29 protein-coding genes are annotated in these 21,650 nt (G+C 47.1%); 25 read left to right on the top strand and 4 right to left on the bottom strand.

The annotated features are described in order from the left end of the window. Positions 1-10: 10 nt before the first annotated feature. From rplX to dsbD, 18 genes are all read left to right on the top strand, one after another. Positions 11-322 (top strand): 50S ribosomal protein L24, encoded by a 312-nt coding sequence (gene rplX / locus DFR44_RS08515; RefSeq protein WP_133621050.1) that lies wholly within the window; start codon positions 11-13, stop codon positions 320-322. Between the two features lie 10 nt (positions 323-332). Continuing rightward, entirely contained in the window at positions 333-872 is a 540-nt protein-coding gene (gene rplE, locus DFR44_RS08510; protein WP_133621048.1) for a 50S ribosomal protein L5, read from the top strand. 10 nt (positions 873-882) lie between these two features. Further along, on the top strand, positions 883-1,188 hold the full coding sequence (gene rpsN / locus DFR44_RS08505) for a 30S ribosomal protein S14 (protein WP_133621046.1): 306 nt from the start codon (positions 883-885) through the stop codon (positions 1,186-1,188). 14 nt (positions 1,189-1,202) lie between these two features. Continuing rightward, on the top strand, positions 1,203-1,598 hold the full coding sequence (gene rpsH, locus DFR44_RS08500) for a 30S ribosomal protein S8 (protein ID WP_133621044.1): 396 nt from the start codon (positions 1,203-1,205) through the stop codon (positions 1,596-1,598). Between the two features lie 18 nt (positions 1,599-1,616). Further along, a complete protein-coding gene (gene rplF, locus DFR44_RS08495; RefSeq protein ID WP_133621043.1) occupies positions 1,617-2,147 on the top strand; it encodes a 50S ribosomal protein L6 in 531 nt (176 codons plus the stop codon). 72 nt (positions 2,148-2,219) lie between these two features. Continuing rightward, the gene (rplR, locus tag DFR44_RS08490; protein WP_133621074.1) at positions 2,220-2,579 is read left to right on the top strand and encodes a 50S ribosomal protein L18; all 360 of its coding nucleotides are present in this window, start codon (positions 2,220-2,222) and stop codon (positions 2,577-2,579) included. A 32-nt stretch (positions 2,580-2,611) separates the two neighbouring features. Continuing rightward, entirely contained in the window at positions 2,612-3,127 is a 516-nt protein-coding gene (gene rpsE / locus DFR44_RS08485) for a 30S ribosomal protein S5 (protein WP_133621041.1), read from the top strand. Positions 3,128-3,138: 11 nt separating this feature from the next. Continuing rightward, complete coding sequence (gene rpmD / locus DFR44_RS08480) at positions 3,139-3,321, top strand: 50S ribosomal protein L30 (protein ID WP_133621038.1); 183 nt, start codon at positions 3,139-3,141, stop codon at positions 3,319-3,321. Between the two features lie 27 nt (positions 3,322-3,348). Beyond that, positions 3,349-3,783 carry a 50S ribosomal protein L15 gene (gene rplO, locus DFR44_RS08475; protein ID WP_133621036.1) on the top strand — a complete coding sequence of 145 codons (435 nt, stop codon included), beginning with the start codon at positions 3,349-3,351 and terminating at the stop codon, positions 3,781-3,783. Positions 3,784-3,796: 13 nt separating this feature from the next. Further along, positions 3,797-5,122, top strand: a complete 1,326-nt coding sequence (gene secY / locus DFR44_RS08470; RefSeq protein ID WP_133621034.1) for a preprotein translocase subunit SecY — start codon at positions 3,797-3,799, stop codon at positions 5,120-5,122. A gap of 2 nt (positions 5,123-5,124) precedes the next feature. Beyond that, complete coding sequence (infA, locus tag DFR44_RS08465) at positions 5,125-5,343, top strand: translation initiation factor IF-1 (RefSeq protein WP_114561835.1); 219 nt, start codon at positions 5,125-5,127, stop codon at positions 5,341-5,343. 53 nt (positions 5,344-5,396) lie between these two features. Next, a complete protein-coding gene (gene rpmJ / locus DFR44_RS08460; protein WP_114561834.1) occupies positions 5,397-5,513 on the top strand; it encodes a 50S ribosomal protein L36 in 117 nt (38 codons plus the stop codon). An 18-nt stretch (positions 5,514-5,531) separates the two neighbouring features. Continuing rightward, positions 5,532-5,897 carry a 30S ribosomal protein S13 gene (rpsM, locus tag DFR44_RS08455; protein ID WP_133621031.1) on the top strand — a complete coding sequence of 122 codons (366 nt, stop codon included), beginning with the start codon at positions 5,532-5,534 and terminating at the stop codon, positions 5,895-5,897. Positions 5,898-5,921: 24 nt separating this feature from the next. Further along, positions 5,922-6,323, top strand: a complete 402-nt coding sequence (gene rpsK / locus DFR44_RS08450) for a 30S ribosomal protein S11 (RefSeq protein ID WP_114561832.1) — start codon at positions 5,922-5,924, stop codon at positions 6,321-6,323. Between the two features lie 272 nt (positions 6,324-6,595). Beyond that, positions 6,596-7,219 (top strand): 30S ribosomal protein S4, encoded by a 624-nt coding sequence (gene rpsD / locus DFR44_RS08445; RefSeq protein WP_133621030.1) that lies wholly within the window; start codon positions 6,596-6,598, stop codon positions 7,217-7,219. A 96-nt stretch (positions 7,220-7,315) separates the two neighbouring features. Beyond that, the gene (locus tag DFR44_RS08440; protein WP_133621028.1) at positions 7,316-8,302 is read left to right on the top strand and encodes a DNA-directed RNA polymerase subunit alpha; all 987 of its coding nucleotides are present in this window, start codon (positions 7,316-7,318) and stop codon (positions 8,300-8,302) included. A 181-nt stretch (positions 8,303-8,483) separates the two neighbouring features. Further along, complete coding sequence (rplQ, locus tag DFR44_RS08435; protein ID WP_133621026.1) at positions 8,484-8,864, top strand: 50S ribosomal protein L17; 381 nt, start codon at positions 8,484-8,486, stop codon at positions 8,862-8,864. Between the two features lie 136 nt (positions 8,865-9,000). Then, positions 9,001-10,773 carry a protein-disulfide reductase DsbD gene (gene dsbD / locus DFR44_RS08430; protein WP_133621023.1) on the top strand — a complete coding sequence of 591 codons (1,773 nt, stop codon included), beginning with the start codon at positions 9,001-9,003 and terminating at the stop codon, positions 10,771-10,773. 28 nt (positions 10,774-10,801) lie between these two features. On the opposite strand, the gene hrcA is transcribed toward dsbD, so the two are convergent. Then, positions 10,802-11,836 (bottom strand): heat-inducible transcriptional repressor HrcA, encoded by a 1,035-nt coding sequence (hrcA, locus tag DFR44_RS08425; protein ID WP_133621021.1) that lies wholly within the window; start codon positions 11,834-11,836, stop codon positions 10,802-10,804. A gap of 170 nt (positions 11,837-12,006) precedes the next feature. Here hrcA and DFR44_RS08420 point away from each other — a divergent pair, with 170 nt between their 5' ends. The 7 genes from DFR44_RS08420 (at position 12,007) to DFR44_RS08390 (ending at position 19,409) form a co-directional block, all read left to right on the top strand. Beyond that, positions 12,007-12,936: an NAD(+)/NADH kinase gene (locus DFR44_RS08420; RefSeq protein WP_133621019.1), complete on the top strand. Its 930-nt coding sequence runs from the start codon at positions 12,007-12,009 to the stop codon at positions 12,934-12,936. 17 nt (positions 12,937-12,953) lie between these two features. Further along, entirely contained in the window at positions 12,954-14,600 is a 1,647-nt protein-coding gene (gene recN, locus DFR44_RS08415) for a DNA repair protein RecN (RefSeq protein ID WP_133621017.1), read from the top strand. Positions 14,601-14,793: 193 nt separating this feature from the next. Then, a complete protein-coding gene (locus tag DFR44_RS08410; RefSeq protein ID WP_133621015.1) occupies positions 14,794-15,552 on the top strand; it encodes a hypothetical protein in 759 nt (252 codons plus the stop codon). Positions 15,553-15,703: 151 nt separating this feature from the next. Further along, entirely contained in the window at positions 15,704-16,342 is a 639-nt protein-coding gene (gene slmA / locus DFR44_RS08405; RefSeq protein ID WP_133621013.1) for a nucleoid occlusion factor SlmA, read from the top strand. Between the two features lie 134 nt (positions 16,343-16,476). Beyond that, the gene (cmk, locus tag DFR44_RS08400) at positions 16,477-17,193 is read left to right on the top strand and encodes a (d)CMP kinase (protein ID WP_133621011.1); all 717 of its coding nucleotides are present in this window, start codon (positions 16,477-16,479) and stop codon (positions 17,191-17,193) included. 124 nt (positions 17,194-17,317) lie between these two features. Next, positions 17,318-19,012, top strand: coding sequence for a 30S ribosomal protein S1 (rpsA, locus tag DFR44_RS08395; RefSeq protein WP_133621009.1), 1,695 nt, complete (start codon positions 17,318-17,320; stop codon positions 19,010-19,012). Positions 19,013-19,106: 94 nt separating this feature from the next. Continuing rightward, positions 19,107-19,409, top strand: coding sequence for an integration host factor subunit beta (locus tag DFR44_RS08390; RefSeq protein ID WP_133621007.1), 303 nt, complete (start codon positions 19,107-19,109; stop codon positions 19,407-19,409). 58 nt (positions 19,410-19,467) lie between these two features. Here the strand turns inward: DFR44_RS08390 and DFR44_RS08385 are convergent, their stop codons facing one another. From DFR44_RS08385 to DFR44_RS08375, 3 genes are read right to left on the bottom strand one after another with little or no spacing between them, the layout of a single operon-like run. Continuing rightward, positions 19,468-20,142 carry an O-methyltransferase gene (locus tag DFR44_RS08385; RefSeq protein WP_133621005.1) on the bottom strand — a complete coding sequence of 225 codons (675 nt, stop codon included), beginning with the start codon at positions 20,140-20,142 and terminating at the stop codon, positions 19,468-19,470. Positions 20,143-20,166: 24 nt separating this feature from the next. After that, the gene (locus DFR44_RS08380) at positions 20,167-20,769 is read right to left on the bottom strand and encodes a UbiX family flavin prenyltransferase (RefSeq protein ID WP_133621003.1); all 603 of its coding nucleotides are present in this window, start codon (positions 20,767-20,769) and stop codon (positions 20,167-20,169) included. Continuing rightward, positions 20,769-21,650 carry a DMT family transporter gene (locus DFR44_RS08375; RefSeq protein ID WP_133621001.1) on the bottom strand — a complete coding sequence of 294 codons (882 nt, stop codon included), beginning with the start codon at positions 21,648-21,650 and terminating at the stop codon, positions 20,769-20,771. Before DFR44_RS08375 ends, DFR44_RS08380 begins: the two co-directional genes overlap by 1 nt.

Below are 21,650 nucleotides of genomic sequence, written 5' to 3'. Positions count from 1 at the left end.
GGAGAACGACATGGAAAAGATTCGCAAAGGCGATAATGTTGTTGTTTTAACAGGCAAAGATAAAGGCAAGCGTGGCATCGTGACTGAGCGTGTCGATGCGGACTACGTTAAGGTTGAAGGCGTTAATGTTGCAAAAAAGCATCAGCGTCCAAATCCCATGTTGAATAAAGAAGGCGGTATTGTTTCAAAAGTAATGCCGATTCATGTTTCAAATGTTGCGTTGTTTAATGCCAAAACCCAAAAAGCGGATCGCGTTGCGATTAAAGAAGTGGACGGTAAAAAAGTTCGTGTCTTTAAATCGAGCGGCGATGTCGTGGCGTAAAGGGAATATCATGTCTCGTTTGCAAAATATTTACAAAGAAAAAATCGTTGCAGAATTGACCGAGAAATTCGGCTACAAATCTGTAATGGAAGTGCCTCGCATCACCAAAATCACCTTGAACATGGGTGTGGGTGAAGCTGTGGCAGACAAAAAAGTCATCGAGCATGCTGTTAGCGATATGACCAAAATCGCAGGCCAAAAGCCTGTGGTGACCAAAGCGCGTAAAGCGATTGCGGGTTTCAAAATCCGTGAAGATTACCCGATTGGTTGCATGGTGACATTGCGCGGCGTGCAAATGTACGAGTTTTTGGATCGTTTGGTTACTGTGGCATTCCCACGAGTGCGTGACTTCCGTGGTGTCAATGGCAAATCATTTGATGGTCGTGGTAACTACAACATCGGTGTGAAAGAGCAAATTATTTTCCCCGAAATCGAGTACGACAAAATCGACGCGTTGCGTGGTTTGAACATCAGTGTCACCACGACGGCAAAAACCGACGAAGAAGCCAAGGCATTATTGGCGGCTTTTAAATTTCCTTTCAGAAATTGAGGGTGGGGCAATGGCTAAATTATCCCTGATTAATCGTGAAAAAAAGCGCGAAACTTTGGTGGCAAAATTTGCTGCTAAACGCGCAGCTTTGGTTGCCGTGATCAACGACCAATCAAAATCTGAAGAAGAGCGTTACGAAGCTCGCTTAAAGTTGCAACAATTGCCACGCAATGCAAACCCAACCCGTTTGCGTAACCGTTGCCAATTGACAGGTCGCCCACGTGGCACCTTCCGTCAGTTTGGTTTGGGTCGTAGCAAGTTGCGTGACGCCGCCATGAACGGTGAAATCCCGGGCTTGGTTAAAGCCAGCTGGTAATAGGAGAATCGAATATGAGTATGAGTGATCCAATTGCCGATATGTTGACGCGCATTCGCAATGCACAAATGGTTGAAAAAGTGGCGGTTTCTATGCCCTCTTCTAAACTGAAAGTGGCCATTGCGAAAGTGTTGAAAGACGAAGGCTATATTGAAGAATTTAAAATTGGCGGCGAAGCAGCCAAGCCTGTTTTGGACATCGCATTGAAATACCACGCAGGTCGTCCTGTGATTGAACGTATTGAGCGCGTGTCTAAGCCTGGTTTGCGCATTTACCGTCAAAGCGATGCTATTCCTCGCGTGATGGACGGCTTGGGTGTAGCGATTTTGTCAACGTCAAAAGGCGTTATCACTGACCGTAAAGCGCGTGCTTTGGGTGTTGGTGGTGAAGTGCTGTGCGTTGTTGCGTAATCGGAAAAGGAGAAAAGCATGTCTCGAGTAGGTAAACATCCGGTTGCGTTAAATGGTGCTGAAGTGACCCTGAACGGCAATGTTGTGACCGTCAAAGGTAAGTTGGGTACTTTAACAACCGCATTTAGCGACAAAGTCACCGTTGAAAACAAAGATGGTCAGTTGAACGTTTCCCGTGTTGATGAGTCACGTGAATCGAACGCATTGTCTGGTACCACTCGCGCCATTTTGGCGAATATGGTGCAAGGCGTGACCGCTGGTTTCGAAAAACGTTTAAATTTGGTGGGTGTTGGATATCGTGCGAAAGCCGAGAACAACGGTTTGAAATTGGAATTGGGCTTTTCTCATGACGTGTTTCACGCCATGCCAGAAGGCGTTACTGCGGAAACCCCAACGCAAACCGAAATCGTCATCAAAGGTGTTAACAAACAACAAGTCGGTCAAGTGGCGGCAGAAGTGCGCGCTTACCGTCCGCCAGAGCCTTACAAAGGCAAGGGTGTTCGCTACACTGGCGAAGTGGTGTTGTTGAAAGAAACCAAGAAAAAATAATCGTTAAGTTCAGCGGTCTGTTTGTAAAAATGCACCGCTGGCTTGAAGGTCGATTCATTTAAAGGAATTATGATGCAAGACAAAAAGCAAGCGCGTTTGCGCCGAGCACGCAAAACCCGTGCCAAAATTGCTGAGTTGAAAGTCAATCGTTTGGTGGTACACCGCACAAACTTGCACATCTACGCGAATCTGTTGGATGCGTCAGGTGCGAAAGTGTTGGCGAGTGCTTCTAGCCAAGAGGCGAGCTTACGTGAGCAATTAAAAGGCAACGGCGGTAACGTCGCCGCAGCTAAAGCGGTTGGTGCGGCTATTGCAGAAAAAGCAAAAGCAGCGGGTGTGACTCAAGTGGCGTTTGACCGTTCAGGTTTTCAATACCATGGTCGCGTTAAAGCATTGGCAGAAGCAGCTCGTGAAGCTGGCTTGCAGTTCTAAGCCACGTTCAACGACATTATTAAGGAATTTGTATGTCTAAAGTTCAAGCAAAAGATCAATCGCAAGCGGAAGATGGCTTACGCGAGAAGATGATTGCAGTCAACCGTGTGACTAAAGTAGTCAAAGGTGGTCGCATCATGGGTTTTGCAGCCTTGACTGTAGTTGGTGATGGCGATGGTCGCATCGGCATGGGTAAAGGTAAAGCGCGAGAAGTGCCTATCGCTGTTCAAAAAGCAATGGATCAAGCACGTCGCTCAATGTTTAAAGTGCCTTTGAAAGACGGTACTTTACAGCATTCTGTGACTGGTAAGCACGGTGCGGCAACTGTTTTGATGTCACCAGCTAAAGATGGTACTGGCATTATTGCGGGTGGTCCAATGCGTGCCGTTTTTGACGTAATGGGTGTTCATAACGTTGTGGCGAAGTCTTTAGGTTCTAGCAATCCATATAACATGGTGCGTGCTACAATCGATGGCTTGCGTAAGCAGTCAACACCTGCCGACATCGCTGCTAAACGTGGTTTGACAGTTGAAGAAATCACAGGTTAAGGGGAACCATAATGGCTGAAAAAACATTAAAAGTCACCTTGGTGAAAAGTATGATTGGTACTAAACAATCACATCGTGACACAGTCGCTGGTTTGGGTCTGAAAAAAATCCGTCAAGTACGCGAATTGGAAGACACACCTGCAGTGCGTGGCATGATTAATAAAGTCCGTTATTTGGTCAGTATCGTTGACTAATAACATTAAGTAAAAACGGAGAAACACATGTTTTTAAATAGCATTGCGCCAGCAGCGGGTGCGACGGCAAATCGCCGCCGTGTTGGTCGCGGCATTGGCTCAGGTTTAGGTAAAACTGCAGGTCGTGGTCACAAAGGCCAAAAGTCTCGTTCAGGTGGTTTTCACCGTTTGGGCTTTGAGGGTGGTCAAATGCCAATGCATCGTCGTTTACCAAAGCGTGGCTTTAACTCAATGACTCGTCGATTCGTGGGCGAAGTGAGCTTGGCTGATTTGCAAGCATTGCCCGTAGAGGAAATTGATTTGCAATCTTTGAAACAGGCTGGTCTATTGGGTCAGCTCGTAACAAGTGCTAAAGTTGTTGCCACAGGTGAGCTTACTCGTAAAGTCAGTTTAAAAGGCATTGGTGCAACAAAAGGCGCACGTGCAGCCATCGAAGCTGCTGGTGGCAGCGTCGCTGAGTAATTGAGAGGTATTTGTGGCTACAGCCAAATTATCGAATCAAACGGGTGGTTTACAAATCAGTTCTGAGCTCAAGCAACGCCTAATCTTTTTGATTTTGGCGTTGGTTGTGTATAGGATTTGTGCCCATGTCCCCGTGCCTGGTGTTAATGCTGCTGTTTTGGCAGATTTGTTTAATAAACAATCTAACCAAGGTGGCGTACTCGGTCTGATGAACTTGTTCTCTGGTGGTGCGTTAAGTCGAGCAACAATCATTGCGCTAGGTATTACACCATATATTTCCGCATCGATTATCATGCAGTTGGCAGGGATTGTTGTGCCGTCGATTGCAGCTTTGCAAAAAGAAGGTGCTTCAGGTCAACGTAAAATTACGCAATACACGCGTTACTTTACTTTAGTTTTGGCTATGGCTCAGTCTTTGACAATTGCTACGTGGCTCGAAGGTCAGCAAGGTATGGTGTCAGAACCTGGCTTGATGTTCAAGTTTATGACTATGGTTAGCTTGGTTACTGGTACCATGTTTTTGATGTGGTTGGGTGAGCAAGTGACTGAGCGTGGCTTGGGTAATGGTATCTCGATTATTATCTTTGCGGGTATTGTCTCTGGTTTGCCTCGTGGTATGGCACAGCTTTTTGAAATGATTAATACGGGAGCACTTAGCCCATTTGCAGGTTTCATTATTGTAATAATGGCATTATTGGTGACTGCTTTTGTGGTTTTTGTTGAGCGTGCTCAGCGCAAAATCCCTATTAATTACGCAAAGCGTCAAGTAGGTAATAAGATTTACGGTGGTCAAAGCTCGTTTTTACCGCTGAAGTTGAACATGGCAGGTGTTATCCCAGCAATTTTTGCATCGTCTATCTTGCTGTTTCCTGCGACAGTTTTAAACTGGTTGGGCAATTCTTCGACTTCCATGTGGGCTCGTGATTGGGCTTCTGAGTTATCGCCAGGCAAGCCTTTGTATATCACTTTGTACGCTGTTTCAATTGTATTCTTTTGCTTTTTTTACACGGCGCTCATGTTTAATAGCCGTGAAACATCGGATAACTTGAAAAAGAGTGGAGCTGTCGTGCCAGGTATTCGCCCAGGTGAGCAAACTGCTCGTTATTTAGACAAAATTATCACTCGTTTAACATTGGTTGGTGCTTTGTACATGTTGGCCGTGTGTGTGTTACCAGAGTTGATGATTCTTAAATGGTCGGTTCCGTTTTACTTTGGTGGCACATCAGTTTTGATTTTGGTTGTGGTTGCAATGGATTTTATGGTTCAGGTGCAATCGGCAATGATGAGTCAGCAGTATGAGTCATTGATGCGCAAAGCAAACTTTAAAGGCTCGAAGTAAGCATGGCAAAAGATGATGTGATTCAAATGCAGGGCGAAGTGGTCGAGAATTTACCGAATGCCACCTTTCGCGTCAAGTTGGAAAATGGGCATGTGGTCTTAGGACATATTTCAGGAAAAATGCGAATGCATTATATTCGAATCTTACCTGGAGATAAGGTGACGGTAGAGCTAACCCCTTATGATTTGTCCAAAGCCCGTATTGTATTCCGTTCGAAGTAATCGCATAATCGCGACTTAAAACGGCTAATTGAAAGTAGTTGAGGAGTTTTAAAATGAAAGTACTCGCATCTGTTAAGCGCATTTGCCGCAATTGCAAGATTATTCGTCGCAATCGCGTTGTGCGTGTGATTTGCTCAAGTGATCCACGTCACAAGCAACGTCAAGGTTAATTAAAAAGGAACTAAGAAATGGCACGTATTGCTGGTGTTAATATTCCCCCGCACAAACACACCTCTATCGGTTTGACATCGATTTACGGTATTGGTCGTCCTCGCGCTTTAAAAATTTGTGAGGCAACAGGCGTAGCGGCAAACAAAAAAATTAAAGATCTCGACGACGCTGATTTGGAAAAATTACGCGAAGCGGTAGGTTCTTTCACGATTGAAGGTGATTTGCGCCGTGAAGTGACGATGTCTATCAAACGCTTGATTGACTTGGGTTGCTACCGTGGTATGCGTCATCGTAAAGGCTTGCCTTGCCGTGGGCAGCGCACTAAAACCAATGCCCGCACACGCAAAGGTCCGCGTAAAGCAAGCATTGCGAACAAGAAATAATCGGCAAATTTAAGGATAAATTAAATGGCTAAAGCTGCAAATAACGCCGCTGCTCGCGCGCGTAAAAAAGTAAAAAAGAATGTTGTTGATGGCATTTTGCATGTTCATGCATCGTTTAACAACACCATCGTAACTATTACTGACCGTCAGGGTAACGCTTTGTCTTGGGCAACTGCGGGTGGTGCGGGCTTCAAAGGCTCACGCAAATCGACCCCGTTTGCAGCTCAAGTTGCCGCAGAAACTGCAGGTAAAGTGGCCTTGGAATACGGCATCAAAAATCTTGAGGTTCGCATTACAGGCCCAGGACCTGGTCGTGAGTCGTCTGTGCGTGCGATGAATGCTTTAGGCATTAAAATCACCTCAATTCAAGATGTGACGCCTGTGCCGCACAACGGCTGCCGTCCTCCAAAGCGTCGTCGTATCTAATTGATTTGATTGACCAATGCGAAGTCGCCGTGTATAATCAGCGATTGCATTTTTGTTAAGAAAGTTTTTTACCTGTTTTAGGCAGGTTAAAAACCCATTTAACAGCTGTTGTAAAGCGCAAACAGTGCTTGTCGCACTGTTCGCGCATTTTATTTTATTGATATTATTGTCAATTTAAGACCACTGTTTTTAATATTCTTACCCTCGGTAAGATTAATTTAAAAACGTGCGCTTGCTCAAGTGAGCTGGCGCATTTTACTCAAGGAACCATTGTGGCACGTTATTTAGGACCTAAGGCCAAGTTGGCCCGCCGTGAAGGCACAGATTTATTCTTGAAAAGTGCACGTCGCACTTTAGACTCAAAATGCAAATTAGATGTTAAACCCGGTCAGCACGGCGCTAAATCAGGTATGCGTACTTCTGATTTTGGCAATCAATTGCGTGAAAAACAAAAGTTGAAACGCATGTATGGTGTTTTAGAGCGTCAGTTCCGTCGCTATTTTGCAGAAGCGGATCGTTTGCGTGGCAACACGGGTGAAAACTTGGTGCGCTTGCTTGAACAACGTTTGGACAATGTTGTTTATCGTATGGGTTTTGGCTCAACGCGCGCGGAAGCTCGTCAGTTGGTTAGCCATAAATCAATTGTTTTGAATGGACATGTTGCTAATATTCCTTCAATCCAAGTTAAAGCTGGTGACGTGATTACTGTTACTGAAAAAGCCAAAAAACAAGTTCGTATCCAAGAAGCTTTACAGTTGGCTGAACAAGTGGGCATGGCGTCATGGGTGAGTGTTGATGCGAAAAAAATGGAAGGAACGTTCAAGTCTGTTCCTGACCGTTCTGATGTTGCTCAAGATGTGAATGAAAGCTTGATCGTTGAGTTGTACTCACGTTAATGCGGTACCCTTGCCTGCTGATCACAGGTGAGGTTTTTCACATCCCCAAGCTGTGCGCGTCTTTGACGCGCGCACGGCTTTGTTGAAAGGAATTCCATGTCTAAAAACGCATTTTTAAAGCCTCGTAACATTCAAGTAGAAGCCACAGGTGAGCACAGTGCGAAAGTGGTGTTAGAGCCATTTGAGCGCGGATATGGGCACACATTGGGCAATGCTTTGCGTCGCGTATTGTTGTCTTCAATGACGGGCTATGCTGCCACTGAAGTTCAAATTGCAGGCGCTTTGCACGAATATTCAACGTTGGATGGTGTGCAAGAAGACGTTGTTGATATTTTGCTGAATGTCAAAGGCATTGTATTTAAGTTGCACACTCGTGATGAAATTACATTGACCCTGAAAAAGTCGGGTGAAGGTGTTGTCACCGCTGCCGATATCGAAGGTTCACATGAGGTTGAGGTTGTTAATCCAGACCACGTGATTGCCCACCTCGCTGGTGGTGAACTTGATATGCAAATCAAAGTTGAAAAAGGTCGTGGCTACGTACCTGGTAACGTTCGCGCTTTTGCTGATGACCACAGCAACAAAATTGGTCATATCATGCTTGACGCCTCGTTTTCTCCAATTCGCCGCGTTAGCTACAGTGTTGAGTCGGCTCGAGTGGAGCAGCGTACCGATTTAGATAAAGTCGTCATGCACATTGATACCAATGGCGTGGTCAGCCCCGAAGAGGCAGTGCGTCAATCAGCCGCTATTTTGATTGAACAATTGTCTGTTTTTGCTGCGTTACAAAATACTGAAGACCCAAATGAGGCTCAAGCTCAGCGTATTAATACGCCGCAATTTGATCCGATTTTATTGCGTCCTGTTGATGAGTTGGAATTGACAGTTCGCTCGGCCAACTGTTTAAAAGCAGAAGCCATTCAATACATTGGTGATTTGGTGCGCCGTACAGAACAAGATTTGCTTAAGACACCAAACTTGGGTCGTAAGTCATTGTCAGAAATCAAGGAAGTCTTGGCTGCTCGCGGCTTGACTTTGGGAATGAAACTCGAGAACTGGCCTCCCGCTGGTTTAGAGGTATAACATCAGAAAAGTAAAATCCTACTTTTTTGGTTAAAAAATAGAGAGTTTGTTCGGTAACACCCGAATAAGCTCTCTTAATCAGTGGGAAAAGTTATTTTTCCGCTTATTTTTAAATTCACGAGCCCGCCCACTTGGGATAGAAGAGCTGAAGTTTAGATTCATTTTTTTTAAGGAAATTATCATGCGTCATCGTTCAGGTTTACGTAAACTTAATCGTACCAGCAGCCATCGCTTGGCTATGTTCCGCAATATGTCTGTGTCTTTATTGCAACATGAAGTCATCAAAACTACTTTGCCAAAAGCTAAAGAATTGCGCAAAGTGATTGAGCCCCTTATCACTTTAGGCAAAACAAATACGTTATCAAATCAACGCTTGGCGTTCGATCGCTTGCGTGATCGTGATATTGTTAAAAAATTGTTTGACGAAGTCGGTCCACGTTACGCGAATCGCCCAGGCGGATATTTGCGTATTTTGAAATGTGGCTTCCGCGTGGGTGATAACGCACCAATGGCATTTGTTGAATTGGTTGACCGCCCAGAGGAAGACGAAGCAGCTGAGTAATATTCCTGTGAAATACTCTTATTTCACATAAAACTGCTTTTATATAAAAAACGGATTGATAAATTCAATCCGTTTTTTTATGACTGTACTAAAATGCTTGGGTATTACATATTTGTTTATTGAGGAATAATTGGGCATGCAAAAGAAAATACGGACACATTTTTGCATATTGGGCTTTGTATTTGTGCTTTTTACGTTTATGAAAAGCGCGTCGGCGGATTTTTTACCACCTGAGCAAGCTTTTGCGTTTTCTGCAAACATGCGTGATGGAGCGCATGCGCAAGTTCGCTTTACGATTGCGCCGAATTATTACATGTATCGTGATGATTTTTCATTTGCTATAGTTAGCCCAGACGGTAAGGTTGTGCAAGACGGTCCTGTTAAGTTGCCAGAAGCGCAAATGAAGTTTGATGAGAATTTTAATAAAACCATGGCGATTTATCATGGCAGCTTCAGTGTCAATGTGCCCGTTAAAGGCGAGGGGCTGTTTAAACTGGTAGTGACATCTCGTGGCTGTGCAGATGGCGGTTTGTGTTATCCACCGCGTAAGACGCAAGCAGTATTGACCGCGAGCTCCACGCAAGATGCTGTTGATGTGGCAAAACCGCTGGCTCAAGCCGCTGAAGCAGGTGATGGGAAGAGCCGAAGGCTTGAGCCTCTTGAAATAAGCAAGCCTGAAAATAATGTTGTGACAAGTGATGCGCAGAGTGTGCCAGGAGCAAAAAACGATAATATGCCTGTAGCTGACAAAAAAGCGTCAGCAGAGCAGCAGACGTCAACGCGGGGTAGTACTGTCACGTCAGAAAATTCAACCAACTCAATTGACAACAGTGCTTATGCGCGTGATGTTTTTAGTAAGCACAACCTACCCGTTGCGTTGATTTTAATGTTTGGGCTTGGCATTTTGCTGTCGCTGACGCCATGTATGCTGCCCATGGTTCCTATCTTATCGAGTGTTTTGGCGGGACAACAACTGGTCTCGCGCAAGCGGGGTTTGAGTTTAGCTCTGGCTTATGTCACGGGCATGGCGGTTGTATATGCTTTGGTGGGAGTGCTGGCGGCGAAAACGGGTGCAGGTTTGCATCGCTATTTACAACAGCCGTGGGTATTGGGCGTTTTTTCAGCTTTACTCTTGTTGTTGGCGCTGAGTTTGTTTGATGTGTTTCACATCCAGCTGCCAGAGCGTTGGCGCGCTTGGCTTCATCTCAAAACGCAAGGTCAGAAGGGTTATGTCGGAATAGCTTTGATGGGCGCGGCTTCCGCACTAATAGCCTCGCCTTGTGTCACAGCGCCTTTGGTTGGCGTGATTACTTATATTGCTCAGACAGGGAATACCGTCTTGGGTGGTTTGGCTCTATTTGTTTTGTCCTATGGGATGGGATTGCCCTTGTTGCTTTTGGGGGCAGGTATGGGTCAGTTTTTACCTAAAGCAGGTGCATGGATGGTGCGCATGAAGCAGTTGATTGGCTTGGTGATGATTGCGGCTGCACTGTGGATAGCCCAACCTTTATGGTCTGGAACTTGGCAAAAAATATGGGGAAACCCGTCGCCAGCAGTTACTTTTCAATCTGTTGATTCATTGACAACGCTGAATGAACTGGTGTTCACAAGTGAGCATCCTGTATTTGTTGATGTGTACGCGGATTGGTGCAGAAGCTGCATCGAGATGGAGACAAAAACATTCACAGATGCACGAGTTCAAGAGCGCATGTCTGGTTTGAAGCGTGTGCGCATTGACATGACAGCATACACAGATGCCGATGCAGCCTTGCTTAAACATTTTGGATTGTATGGCCCGCCCGCCATGCTGATTTTAGAGCCGTTGACAGGTAAGGAACAGATGCGTGTGATTGGCTATGAGCCGCCCGATGTCTTCATCCAAAGTTTGGATAAAGCACTTAAAAAATAAACTTGAGAGGATGGGGCGCATTGGCGGTTTATGGCTCTTGTGCATCTTTGTGTCCCATCGCCCGCGATAAAAATTTCGCCGTGACGTCCACCAAAGGAATAACCCGTTCGTAGGCCATACGTGAAGGGCCTATCACGCCAAGTACGCCAATGACACCGCTGCTGGCCGTGTAAGGTGCGCTGATGAGTGAAACACCGTCATACGGTAAAACATCTGACTCGCCGCCGATGAACACCTGAACGCCGCCTGCGTGGTTGGTGCGTTCGAGTAATTGCAGCAAACGATTTTTTTCATCAAACAGGTCGAAGGTCTGACGCAAACGATTCATGTCGTTCGCAAACTCGGATACATCCAAAAGATGTCGTTCACCGCGAACAATGACCGCGTCGTCTTGAGCAGATGGCGTGTCGTTATTTTGCGACACCGCAGCCTGCATCAAAAAAGTGACCCGTTCTTGTAAACTGTGCAGCTCTTGTGATAATTGATAGTGAATCTGCTCAAGGCTCCGTCCTGCGCAGTGGGTGTTTAAGTAGTTCGCGGCCGCCACCAAATCGTTGGTTTGATAGGGATACTCAAGCTCAAGCAGACGGTTTTGTACGTCCCCCTCAGGCGTAATTAAAATTGCTAAAACCCGCTGGGGTGACAACAATAAAAATTCTATGTGACGAAATACCTGTGAGCGTTTAGGTGTTGAAATAACGCCCGCAAATTTTGAAATATGCGAGAGCAGTTGAACCGCGCTGCTGACCAAACGCTGTGCACTGTCGGGCTGGAGGGAACTGCGAAACGTGCTGTCGTCAATGGTTTCAAATGCGCTTGCCGTCATCATCGCGTCAACAAAAAAGCGGTAACCTTGCGGAGTGGGTACTCGCCCCGCTGAAGTATGTGGGCTGCTGATTAAACCCATGTGTTCCAAATCGGCCAAGACATGGCGCACTGTCGCGGGCGATAATTTAAGACCAGCCTGTTGCGCTAAAGTGCCTGAGCCAACAGGTTGCCCTTGCGTGATGTATTGTGACACGAGGGTGGTCAAAAGGGTGTGGGCGCGGTCGTCAAGGTGCATGTTCGGCGAGAGTCAAATTAAAGTGAGCTAACGCAGCTTCTAAGGTTAAAAATATTGTTGATGGTTTCAATTGTAGCCATTTCAGCTAGAAAATGGTTATATTTTCTCGATATCTTTCACCGAATTGAAAGCGGCTGGCAGAAAATGTGCCATTCCTTTACAATCACGCCATGAATGATTTTCTCACCACAACCACGGCGGATTTACGCGCCCATCCTTATGACATCCGAACGGTGGCATTGGCTGGGCGTTTGCAAGCAGACACCTCTGTTGAGCCTTTGCTGCAAGTGATTCAGACCGTATTGGGCTTAGGTAAAGCCGTCATTATCGAGGAAAAAACCGCGCAGCATTTCAAGCTGAGTCAATTCCCCAGCGTGAATCTTAGAGATATTGGCAGTTGTGCTGATGTCATAATCGCTGTGGGTGGAGACGGTACGATGCTTGGCGTTGCGCGTAGGGTCGCGCCGTATCAAATTCCGCTGATTGGAGTGAATCAAGGACATCTTGGTTTTATTACGGACATTTCGTTGGCGGATGCCCCTTCAGTGTTGCGCGAAATATTATTGGAGCGCTCTTACGACGTTGAAATGCGTGATTTGCTCTATGCTGAAATCATTCGCAATGGAGAAGTGGTGTATCACGGCACGGCTTTAAATGACGTGGTGGTTGGGCGGACAGGCATTGGCGGTATGCTGGAGTTAAATGTCGATGTCAGCGGTCAATTCATGTATGCACAGCGCGCAGATTCATTGATTATCGCCACCCCAACTGGTTCAACGGCATACTCCTTGGCCGCGAATGGCCCGATTTTACACCCTCAACTGGCAGGCATTACGCTTGCGCCTGTTGCGCCCCAGTCGCTATCGAACCGCCCCATAGTGTTGCCAAACGACAGTGTGATTGACATTGAGATTGTCTCATCACACGCCGCCGTGGTGCATTTTGATGTGCACGCGTATGCCGAGGCCTGCCGTGGCGATGTGGTTCGCATATCGCCCGCGCCGTACAAATCAATTTTTTGGCATCCAAAATCATACAACTACTATGCGACGCTGCGCCAAAAACTCAATTGGCAACTTAATCCCGCGCGTCCTATTTAATCACGAGGCGTCACTTTATGCTCACCCGCCTGTCCCTGCGTAATTTTGTAATTGTTAAAAGTTTAGACCTCGACATCGAATCGGGTTTCACTGTGCTGACGGGCGAAACGGGGGCGGGCAAATCCATTTTGCTCGATGCCATCGGTTTGCTGCTGGGCGACCGCGCTGAAGCGAATATGGTGGCGCAAGGTGCAGACAAGGCCGATGTACAAGCTGAATTTATGAGCAGTCCTACTTTGATGGCTTGGCTTGAAGAAGCGGAGTTGTCAGGCGACGACGACTTGATTTTGATTCGACGCACCATTGACGCGCAAGGTAAAAGCCGAGCTTTCATCAATGGCATCAGCGCCACGCTGGCGCAGTTGCGCGACTTGGGTGAGCAATTGGTGCATATTCATGGACAACATGCGCATCAACAACTACTCAAAAATTCGGCGCAACGCGACTTGTTAGACGAGCACGCCCAGTTGAGCGACTTACGAGACATGGTGTACGCCGCTTTTCAGCAATGGCAACAAGCTAAAAAGCAAAAAGAAGCCGCGGAAACTGACGCTGCGGAACTGTCGGATAAACTCGAAACGCTGACATGGCAATTGGATGGCTTGAACGCGCTCGCGCCTCAACGTGATGAGTGGGAAAGCCTGCTGGTGGAACACACCCGTCTCTCGCATGCCAGCACCTTGATTCAAGGCAGTGCGGCAGTCGCCCATCACTTGATTGAGCAGGACCATTCGGTGAGTGACCAGTTGCGAGAGCAGCTACAAAGTTTGCTTTCGTTGGTGCGCTTGGATGAGCGATTAGGCGAGGCGGCGGAAATGCTGGATGTGGCTTTAATTAATGTGCAAGAAGCCGCACAACAGCTGAATCATTACGCTCAACGCGCCGATATGGACGAATCAATGTGGGCGAAAATGGACGCGCGCATCGGCGATTGGTACGAGCAGGCGCGTAAATTTCGCGTCGCCCCCGAGGACTTGCATGACCACTGGATGCAATTGCAAGCGCAATTTCAGAATCTACAGTTGGGTTTGGACTTAGAGGCACTCATTGCCCGTGAGCAAGTGACCGCTGATGAATATCATAAAGCGGCACTTGCCTTGCGCAAAGCACGCACCGCGGCATCAAAAAAACTGGCTAAAGAAGTCACTGCCAGCATGCAAGCGCTCAACATGACAGGCGGTCAGTTTGATATCGAGCTTGTAGAGGCGACCCCAGCCGCGCATGGTATGGATAACATCGAGTTTAAAGTTGCAGGTCATGCGGGCGTTAAATTACAAGCACTGAACAAAGTCGCCTCAGGTGGCGAGTTGGCTCGGATTAGCCTCGCTTTGTCGGTTATCACCAGCGCGGCCAACCCAGTGCCCACTTTAATTTTTGACGAAGTGGATTCGGGCATCGGCGGTGCCGTTGCGGAAGTGGTGGGGCAACTGCTTGCTCGGCTTGGGCAGGCACGGCAAGTGCTGTGCGTCACTCACCTGCCACAAGTGGCCGCGCAAGGGCAGCAACATTGGCAAGTGGTTAAGCAAACACACGACAATGTCACCACATCTCATATCCATGTTCTCACGTCCGAAGAACGGATTGAAGAGATTGCACGCATGCTCGGTGGCGTTAATGTCAGTGACACCACGCGTGCGCACGCACAAGAAATGTTGTCCTTATAAGTCAAAACGAGCGATAAGTTTGACTTTAAAAAGCTGGGAGACTTTCTACTTAAAATGACAGCAAATCCGCTTGTGAGTAAATTTTCAGCATCACAGCAGTAAAAGAATACATCATCAAAAACGGATAACTGCTAAAGTGACGGTTAGGAAAAGGTTGGGATTCGTCTGCAGCATTTTATAAAGGGAAGTCAAAATGAAAAAAAACATAATAACAATTGGGTTGATTTTGATGTATGCGGCAAGTTTTGCTGCTGTTGCAAATGAAGTGGATAACGGCACAGACCCGACAAAATTTTCAACCACCGCAGCGGTTCAGTGGGAGCGACTTAACCTGCTGGATGATAAAAGTTCAGAGGTTCTTAACTTAACCTATTGGCAACCGCTGGGCGCACAAAAACACAGCAACATCAGGGTGCGTTTACCCGTGTTGCGTATTACGGGGATGAATGAGAACCATTATGCCGTTGGTGATTTTTCGCTCAAATACACGCGACTATTGAAACTCACGCCTGAATACGGTGTGGTGGCGGCGGGTGAAATGGATTTTGACACCGCGGAACGCGATGAGTTAGGGACGGGTAAGACTGTCTTTAAAGGCTCACTGATTTATGCCCAATTTTTGAAAAATGGAGACATCTTTGCACCCTCTGTGGTTCAAAGCAATAGCTTGTGGGGGCAAAGTCATCGAGCAAGCGTGAATAACACGGTATTTGATTTTTATTATGTGCCTAAATTCAAAAATCCCAAATGGTTTATGACGCTAGACCCTGCGATTTCTTTGGATTGGGAAACGAAAAAGCAATTTGCCAGTCTGGCGGTCACGCTTGGTCGATCAACAGGCCCAGCTTTTGGTGGTAACAGTCAGGTGTTTATTAAGCCCACAGTGTTTGCTGGTGGCGAGCGGCCCGGAACTTGGGGGGTTGAGGTCGGCTATAAGGTGCTGGGTTTTTAATGTGTGATAAATAAGAGAATTTGTTATTTATTTCTGTACACATTGATTCGCTTTAACTGTGGTCAGAGTGCGCGTAGATTTTTTGTGGCAGATAAAGCGGTTTTAACAACAAAATCAGTTACAATTTAAAACTTAGCACTCTGGATGACACATGAACGAACTTCGCGATACCACCGTAGAAAAAAGCAAAGCCCCTCGCCCTGCAAAAGGCGAGCGGCGCGTACAAATCCTTCAAACGCTGGCTCACATGCTGGAAAACCCTGCGGGTGATAAAATCACCACCGCTGGTCTAGCAAAGTCGCTGGGCGTTTCTGAAGCCGCCTTGTATCGCCATTTTGCGAGCAAAGCACAGATGTTTGAAGGTCTGATTGAATTCATCGAGTCCAGCTTATTTGGCTTGCTCAATCAAATTGCGGCCAGTGATGCGCCAGCGGAGCAACAATTGAAAAAGATGGTGCAAGTCTTGCTTGTATTTGCTCATAAGAATCCAGGTATGGCGCGCGTCATGATTGGTGATGCGTTGATTAATGAGCATGAGCGTTTGCAGCAACGCATTACACAGTTTATAGAGCGTGTTGCAGCGACGCTTAAGCAAACCCTGCGTAATGTGGCCATAGAAACAGACAGTCAACCTGTCACTGATGTCGGCACGTGCAGTGAGGTCTTGATGAGCTGGATTGTCGGGCGTTGGCATGCCTTTGTACGCAGCGGTTTCAAGCGTGCTCCCGATGATAATTTGGAGGCGGCGTGGCTGGTTTTGGGGCCTGCTGTTTTGTTTGTTGCTCATTGATGGATGCCGACCGCTCCCTTAAAAAAATTTGAAAAAACATCTTAAATAATAAGCCCGCCATTTGGCGGGCTTTTTTTGAGGTTTGTCCTTTGAGGGGCTATAATGATAGCTTTACAATCTTTAATTTGTACACCATGACTTCAACAAAAATCGCACTTCAAACAAAATCTTCTCCTTTCGTGATGTGCATTGACGGGCCTACAGCCTCTGGTAAAGGAGCTGTTGCAAAATTAGTGTCGGAAGCATTGGGTTTTGCTTATTTGGACAGCGGTGTGTTGTATCGCCTTGTTGCTTTGCAGGCATTGCGTGCGGGTTGGGCAGATGACCGATTGTTGAGCGAAAACGATGAGTTGCAATTGGCGCAATGGGCGGCTGAGTTAGACGTTCGATTTGACGGTGAGCAAGTACTTCTGAACTCTGAAAATGTTGCATTAGACATTCGTGAAGAGCGCGTCGGCAATATGGCGTCAAAAATCGCTGTGAGTGCCACTTTACGTTCGGCCTTATTGGAAAGACAGCGTGCGTTTGCCCAAGGGGCAGGCTTGGTTGCTGATGGGCGAGACATGGGAAGTGTGGTGTTCCCTGATGCACCTTTAAAAATATTTCTACAAGCCAGTGCTGAGGTACGGGCGGAGCGACGTTATAAACAATTGATAGCAAAAGGTTTTTCTGCTAATATGGTAGACCTCTTGCAAGATTTGAATGAGCGTGATGCGCGTGATGCGAATCGCACCCAAGCGCCACTCAAGCCTGCGCAGGACGCGTATATATTAGACTCGTCCGATTTGACCCTTTTAGAAACGGTTGATGTGGTGTTGAAAATGTATGCGCAACAAGTGGGTAATATTTGATGGAGGCCGTCAGTTCGGCTGAAAAAAGACGTTATCTGTGTTTTAACTCCGTGATTTGTGGGTTTTTTGCGACGCGCATGGTGCGCCCGCCCCAGACTTCATGTGTTTTTTAAGTGAATTTAACATGTCATCTATTGCAAACAACGAAAGCTTTGCAGCTTTATTTGAAGAATCATTAGCGCGTCAAGAAATGCGCACAGGTGAGGTCATTACCGCAGAAATCATGCGCATTGACCACAATTTCGTCGTCGTGAACGCGGGTTTGAAATCAGAAGCTTTCATTCCAGTCGCTGAATTCATGAACGACCAAGGCGAATTAGAAGCAGAAGTGGGCGGCTTCGTGAGCGTTGCAATTGATGCTTTGGAAAACGGTTTTGGTGACACGGTTTTGTCGCGTGACCGCGCAAAACGTTTGTCAGCATGGCTGGACTTGGAAAAAGCCTTGGAAAGTGGCGAATTGGTCACCGGCTTGATTACAGGTAAAGTCAAAGGTGGTTTGACGGTCATGGCCAACAGCATCCGTGCGTTCTTGCCCGGTTCGTTGATTGACTTGCGTCCCATCAAAGACTTGACGCCTTATGAAGGCAAAACCATGGAATTTAAGGTCATTAAACTTGACCGTAAACGCAACAACGTGGTCTTGAGCCGCCGTGCGGTCCTCGAAGTGACCATGGGCGAAGAACGTGCGAAATTGGCTGAAACATTGAAAGAAGGCCAAGTGGTTAAAGGCATCGTTAAAAACATCACCGACTACGGCGCGTTCGTGGACTTGGGTGGCATCGATGGTTTGTTGCACATCACCGACTTGGCATGGCGTCGTGTCCGTCACCCATCAGAGGTGTTGACGGTCGGCCAAGAAGTCGAAGCGAAAATCCTCAAGTTCGATCAAGAAAAACACCGCGTGTCTTTGGGCATCAAACAATTGGGCGACGATCCATGGTCTGGTTTGGCGCACCGCTACCCAGCGAACACGCGTTTGTTCGGTAAAGTCACCAACATCACTGACTACGGCGCGTTCGTTGAAATCGAACAAGGCATCGAAGGTTTGGTACACGTCTCTGAAATGGACTGGACGAACAAAAACGTTGATCCGAAGAAAATGGTTACTTTGGGCGATGAAGTTGAAGTCATGGTTATCGAAATCGACGAATCAAAACGCCGCATTTCTTTGGGCATGAAACAATGCAAAGCCAACCCATGGGACGACTTTGAAACACGCTTCAAAAAAGGCGACCACGTTAAAGGCACCATCCGTTCAATCACTGACTTCGGCGTGTTTGTTGGCTTAGACGGTTCTATCGATGGTTTGGTTCACATGTCTGACTTGTCATGGAACGAAGCGCCTGAAGCGGCGATTCGCAACTACAAAAAAGGTCAAGAAGTTGAAGCCATCATCTTGTCGATTGATGTAGAAAAAGAACGTATTTCTTTGGGCATCAAACAACTCGAAGGCGACCCATTCATGAACTACGTTGCGATTCATGACAAAGGCAGCTTGGTCAACGGCACTGTTAAGTCTGTTGAAGCCAAAGGCGTGGTTGTGACTTTGGCGGATGACGTTGAAGCCTACTTGCGCGCTTCTGAAATCGCTAACGATCGCGTTGAAGATGCGGGTACGCACTTTAAAGAAGGTGACGCAGTTGAAGCCGTGGTTGTCAGCGTGGATCGTAAGAGCCGTTCAATCCAGTTGTCAATCAAAGCCAAAGACCAAGTGGAAACTAAAGCCGCTATGGAAAAAATCTCTGAGCAATCAGGTGCGGCGTCTTCTGGCACAACCAATTTGGGCGCGTTGTTGAAAGCTAAATTGGAACAACAATAATATCGCCAAACCTCAAGCGGATGAAAGACTTCGCTTGAGGTTTTAGCTGTATTGTTGAGCTGGAATATCGTTAAACTTTGCTTGGAATAAAGCCATGACCAAATCTGAATTGATAGCTAACTTGGCGGCGCGCTTTCCGCAGTTATTGGCGCGTGATGCTGAAATGGCGACCCATGCTATTTTGGATGCGATTACCCATACGTTGGCAGTTGAGCAGCGCGTGGAAATTCGCGGATTTGGCAGTTTCTCTGTGAGTGCGCGTTCATCACGAATCGGGCGTAATCCGAAAACGGGTGAGCAAGTGCTGGTGCCTACAAAAAAAGTGCCTCATTTTAAAGCGGGTAAAGACATGCGAGAGCGTGTTGACCAAATGGGGCAAACAACAGAGTTGGTTTGAAATTAAATTAAAAAACGGTACATTTTTAAATGTACCGTTTTTTTTTATAACTTATCGTTTATAGCTGAACAAGCATTACGCCATCTTCGTCATCATCAATGGTTTCAATGTGATAAGTAATCTGCTCTTGTGCCAAGTAATCGTAGAAATTTTGCATTTTATCTTTGAATTTGAGCACGTCATCAATCACGATGAGTGCCTTGGGCGCGGCTAATCGACGGGCTTGAATAAAAAAATCTAATGTCTTTATTTTGCGTGCATCAATAAAAATGAAATTAAAAGATGTGTCCGTCATGTGCGGCATCAGTTCAAGTGCATTACCCTCGTACAGTGTGATGTTTGCACCTGTGGCGGCAAAATGATGTTTGGCCTCAATGATGTTTGGGGTGGAAATTTCAAGTGTGCAGATGTGCGCTTGCCACGCGCGCGCCTCTTGCCAAAATCGCAAAGTCGAATAACCGTTGGCGCAACCTATTTCGAGAATGCGCTTGGGTTGATGCTGTTGCAATAGCGTTTGTAAAAAAACGGTATTGATGGGGCTGATGTTCGGCGTGTGGCGCGTTCGACCTTGAGTGTACAGTGCATTTAGGTATTGGTGCAAAGTCGCATCATCGCAGGTCGTGGGGCTAACGTGGGGTAGCTCGTTGACGACTTCAGTTAAATTGAGTAGACGTTTTTCTTGCGCCAGCTGGCTGTTGAGGGCCAGTAGAGACTGTTTAAAATCAGGTGTCATGATTGAAATAAGCGGAGAGGAGGGCTATTCAGGGCTATCGTTGATGCTGCTCCAGCGCGGGGCGAGTTGCGCATCAATGCCGTGCGCATCCAGTACACGGGCAACAGTATGATTAACGATGTCATCTATTGACTTGGGCTGATGATAAAAAGCAGGGACTGGTGGAAAAATAAGGCCGCCCGCTTCGGTAATTGCGGTCATGTTGCGCAGGTGAATCAATGACAATGGCGTTTCGCGCACGAGCAGCGTGAGGCGACGGCGTTCTTTCAATGTCACATCCGCTGCGCGGCTGATGAGGTTATCTGAGTAACCGTGGGCAATCGCGGCGAGGGTTTTCATTGAGCAGGGCGCAACAATCATGCCATCGCATGGATAAGAGCCGCTGGAGATGGATGCGCCAATGTTCTTCGCTGCGTGGACAACATCTGCACGTTGGCGTACCGCGTCTTTGTTCAGGCCTAATTCATGTTCAATGGTCAACCAGCCTGCCTCAGAGACAACAAGATGCGTTTCAATGTGACTCAAAGTGCTCAAGACATCAAGTAGGCGAATGCCAAAAACAGCACCTGTTGCGCCCGTGATGGCAATGATAAGTCGCTTCTTCGGGGTTTGTAAGTGTTCGCTCATTATTTGGCTTTCTGGATGATGATGTGGCTACGGTACAATAAAAGGGCTCCACTGATAATCAGCCCGCACCCCATAAATACATGCCAATCGAGACGTTCGTTTAAAATCAGCCAGCCCCAAAAAATTCCAAATAGCGGAATCAAAAAAGTTACGCCGCTGAGAATGAGCGGGCCGATTTCACTGAGCAAGCGATAGTACAACAAAAAAGCCACGCCAGAGCACAGCGCGCCAAGCGAAAACGCACTGATAACAACGGCGGGGGTGACGCTGCCGACGGTAGGGCTGAGTGATAAGGTGAAAGGCAGCAGCATCAGCGCGCCGAAGGCCTGCGACAGTGTGGCAATGGTGTGAGGTTCCAACTTGACAGAGCGGGTTTTGATGTAAATGCCATTGAGTGCGTAGCAAGCGGTTGCGCAAACACATGCCAATACGCCGCTGATAAAAGCCAAGCTAAAATCGACATTGCCAGAAGGCTGGGCAACCATCGTTACGCCAGATACGCCCAACAACAATGCCAACAACCCCTGCGGTGTAAAAGTATCCTTCATAAATAACACACCGAACACTGTAGCCCACAAGGGTGCGGACGCGTTTAAAACTGCTGAATAGCCCGCTGGCAACACTTGCCCAGCCAAGCCAAATAAGGTAAATGGTATGGCGCAGTTCAACAAGCCCGCCATGGCGTAATGGCGCCAATATTGCAGGTCGAATCGGTGACCGCGTAGTAGTCCCAATATCAAAAGGGTCAGCGCCCCGATGGTGAGTCGCAGTTCTGCCGTCCAAAAGCCGCCGACCACTGGAGCAAGAATGCGCATGAACAAAAAAGAAGAGCCCCAGATGGCGGCGAGCAAGGTGAAACGCAGAAGGACATTGTTGGACAT

The sequence above is a fragment of the Hydromonas duriensis genome (assembly GCF_004363775.1).
Classification (GTDB): Bacteria; Pseudomonadota; Gammaproteobacteria; order Burkholderiales; family Burkholderiaceae; genus Hydromonas; species Hydromonas duriensis.
This window is presented reverse-complemented; position numbering and strand designations above follow the sequence as displayed.

Excerpts from the sequence above, each read along its gene's own strand:
- rpsA (WP_133621009.1), top strand. The coding sequence starts at position 17,318 with ATGTCATCTATTGCAAACAACGAAAGCTTTGCAGCTTTATTTGAAGAA.
- rpsN (WP_133621046.1), top strand. The coding sequence starts at position 883 with ATGGCTAAATTATCCCTGATTAATCGTGAAAAAAAGCGCGAAACTTTG.
- dsbD (WP_133621023.1), top strand. The coding sequence starts at position 9,001 with ATGCAAAAGAAAATACGGACACATTTTTGCATATTGGGCTTTGTATTT.
- rpsM (WP_133621031.1), top strand. The coding sequence starts at position 5,532 with ATGGCACGTATTGCTGGTGTTAATATTCCCCCGCACAAACACACCTCT.
- hrcA (WP_133621021.1), bottom strand. The coding sequence starts at position 11,836 with ATGCACCTTGACGACCGCGCCCACACCCTTTTGACCACCCTCGTGTCA.
- rpmJ (WP_114561834.1), top strand. The coding sequence starts at position 5,397 with ATGAAAGTACTCGCATCTGTTAAGCGCATTTGCCGCAATTGCAAGATT.
- DFR44_RS08380 (WP_133621003.1), bottom strand. The coding sequence starts at position 20,769 with ATGAGCGAACACTTACAAACCCCGAAGAAGCGACTTATCATTGCCATC.
- slmA (WP_133621013.1), top strand. The coding sequence starts at position 15,704 with ATGAACGAACTTCGCGATACCACCGTAGAAAAAAGCAAAGCCCCTCGC.
- DFR44_RS08385 (WP_133621005.1), bottom strand. The coding sequence starts at position 20,142 with ATGACACCTGATTTTAAACAGTCTCTACTGGCCCTCAACAGCCAGCTG.
- DFR44_RS08420 (WP_133621019.1), top strand. The coding sequence starts at position 12,007 with ATGAATGATTTTCTCACCACAACCACGGCGGATTTACGCGCCCATCCT.
- DFR44_RS08440 (WP_133621028.1), top strand. The coding sequence starts at position 7,316 with ATGTCTAAAAACGCATTTTTAAAGCCTCGTAACATTCAAGTAGAAGCC.
- rplX (WP_133621050.1), top strand. The coding sequence starts at position 11 with ATGGAAAAGATTCGCAAAGGCGATAATGTTGTTGTTTTAACAGGCAAA.
- DFR44_RS08375 (WP_133621001.1), bottom strand. The coding sequence starts at position 21,650 with ATGTCCAACAATGTCCTTCTGCGTTTCACCTTGCTCGCCGCCATCTGG.
- rpmD (WP_133621038.1), top strand. The coding sequence starts at position 3,139 with ATGGCTGAAAAAACATTAAAAGTCACCTTGGTGAAAAGTATGATTGGT.
- rplF (WP_133621043.1), top strand. The coding sequence starts at position 1,617 with ATGTCTCGAGTAGGTAAACATCCGGTTGCGTTAAATGGTGCTGAAGTG.
- rpsE (WP_133621041.1), top strand. The coding sequence starts at position 2,612 with ATGTCTAAAGTTCAAGCAAAAGATCAATCGCAAGCGGAAGATGGCTTA.
- rplO (WP_133621036.1), top strand. The coding sequence starts at position 3,349 with ATGTTTTTAAATAGCATTGCGCCAGCAGCGGGTGCGACGGCAAATCGC.
- rplE (WP_133621048.1), top strand. The coding sequence starts at position 333 with ATGTCTCGTTTGCAAAATATTTACAAAGAAAAAATCGTTGCAGAATTG.
- rpsK (WP_114561832.1), top strand. The coding sequence starts at position 5,922 with ATGGCTAAAGCTGCAAATAACGCCGCTGCTCGCGCGCGTAAAAAAGTA.
- DFR44_RS08410 (WP_133621015.1), top strand. The coding sequence starts at position 14,794 with ATGAAAAAAAACATAATAACAATTGGGTTGATTTTGATGTATGCGGCA.
- infA (WP_114561835.1), top strand. The coding sequence starts at position 5,125 with ATGGCAAAAGATGATGTGATTCAAATGCAGGGCGAAGTGGTCGAGAAT.
- rpsH (WP_133621044.1), top strand. The coding sequence starts at position 1,203 with ATGAGTATGAGTGATCCAATTGCCGATATGTTGACGCGCATTCGCAAT.
- rplR (WP_133621074.1), top strand. The coding sequence starts at position 2,220 with ATGCAAGACAAAAAGCAAGCGCGTTTGCGCCGAGCACGCAAAACCCGT.
- recN (WP_133621017.1), top strand. The coding sequence starts at position 12,954 with ATGCTCACCCGCCTGTCCCTGCGTAATTTTGTAATTGTTAAAAGTTTA.
- cmk (WP_133621011.1), top strand. The coding sequence starts at position 16,477 with ATGACTTCAACAAAAATCGCACTTCAAACAAAATCTTCTCCTTTCGTG.
- DFR44_RS08390 (WP_133621007.1), top strand. The coding sequence starts at position 19,107 with ATGACCAAATCTGAATTGATAGCTAACTTGGCGGCGCGCTTTCCGCAG.
- rplQ (WP_133621026.1), top strand. The coding sequence starts at position 8,484 with ATGCGTCATCGTTCAGGTTTACGTAAACTTAATCGTACCAGCAGCCAT.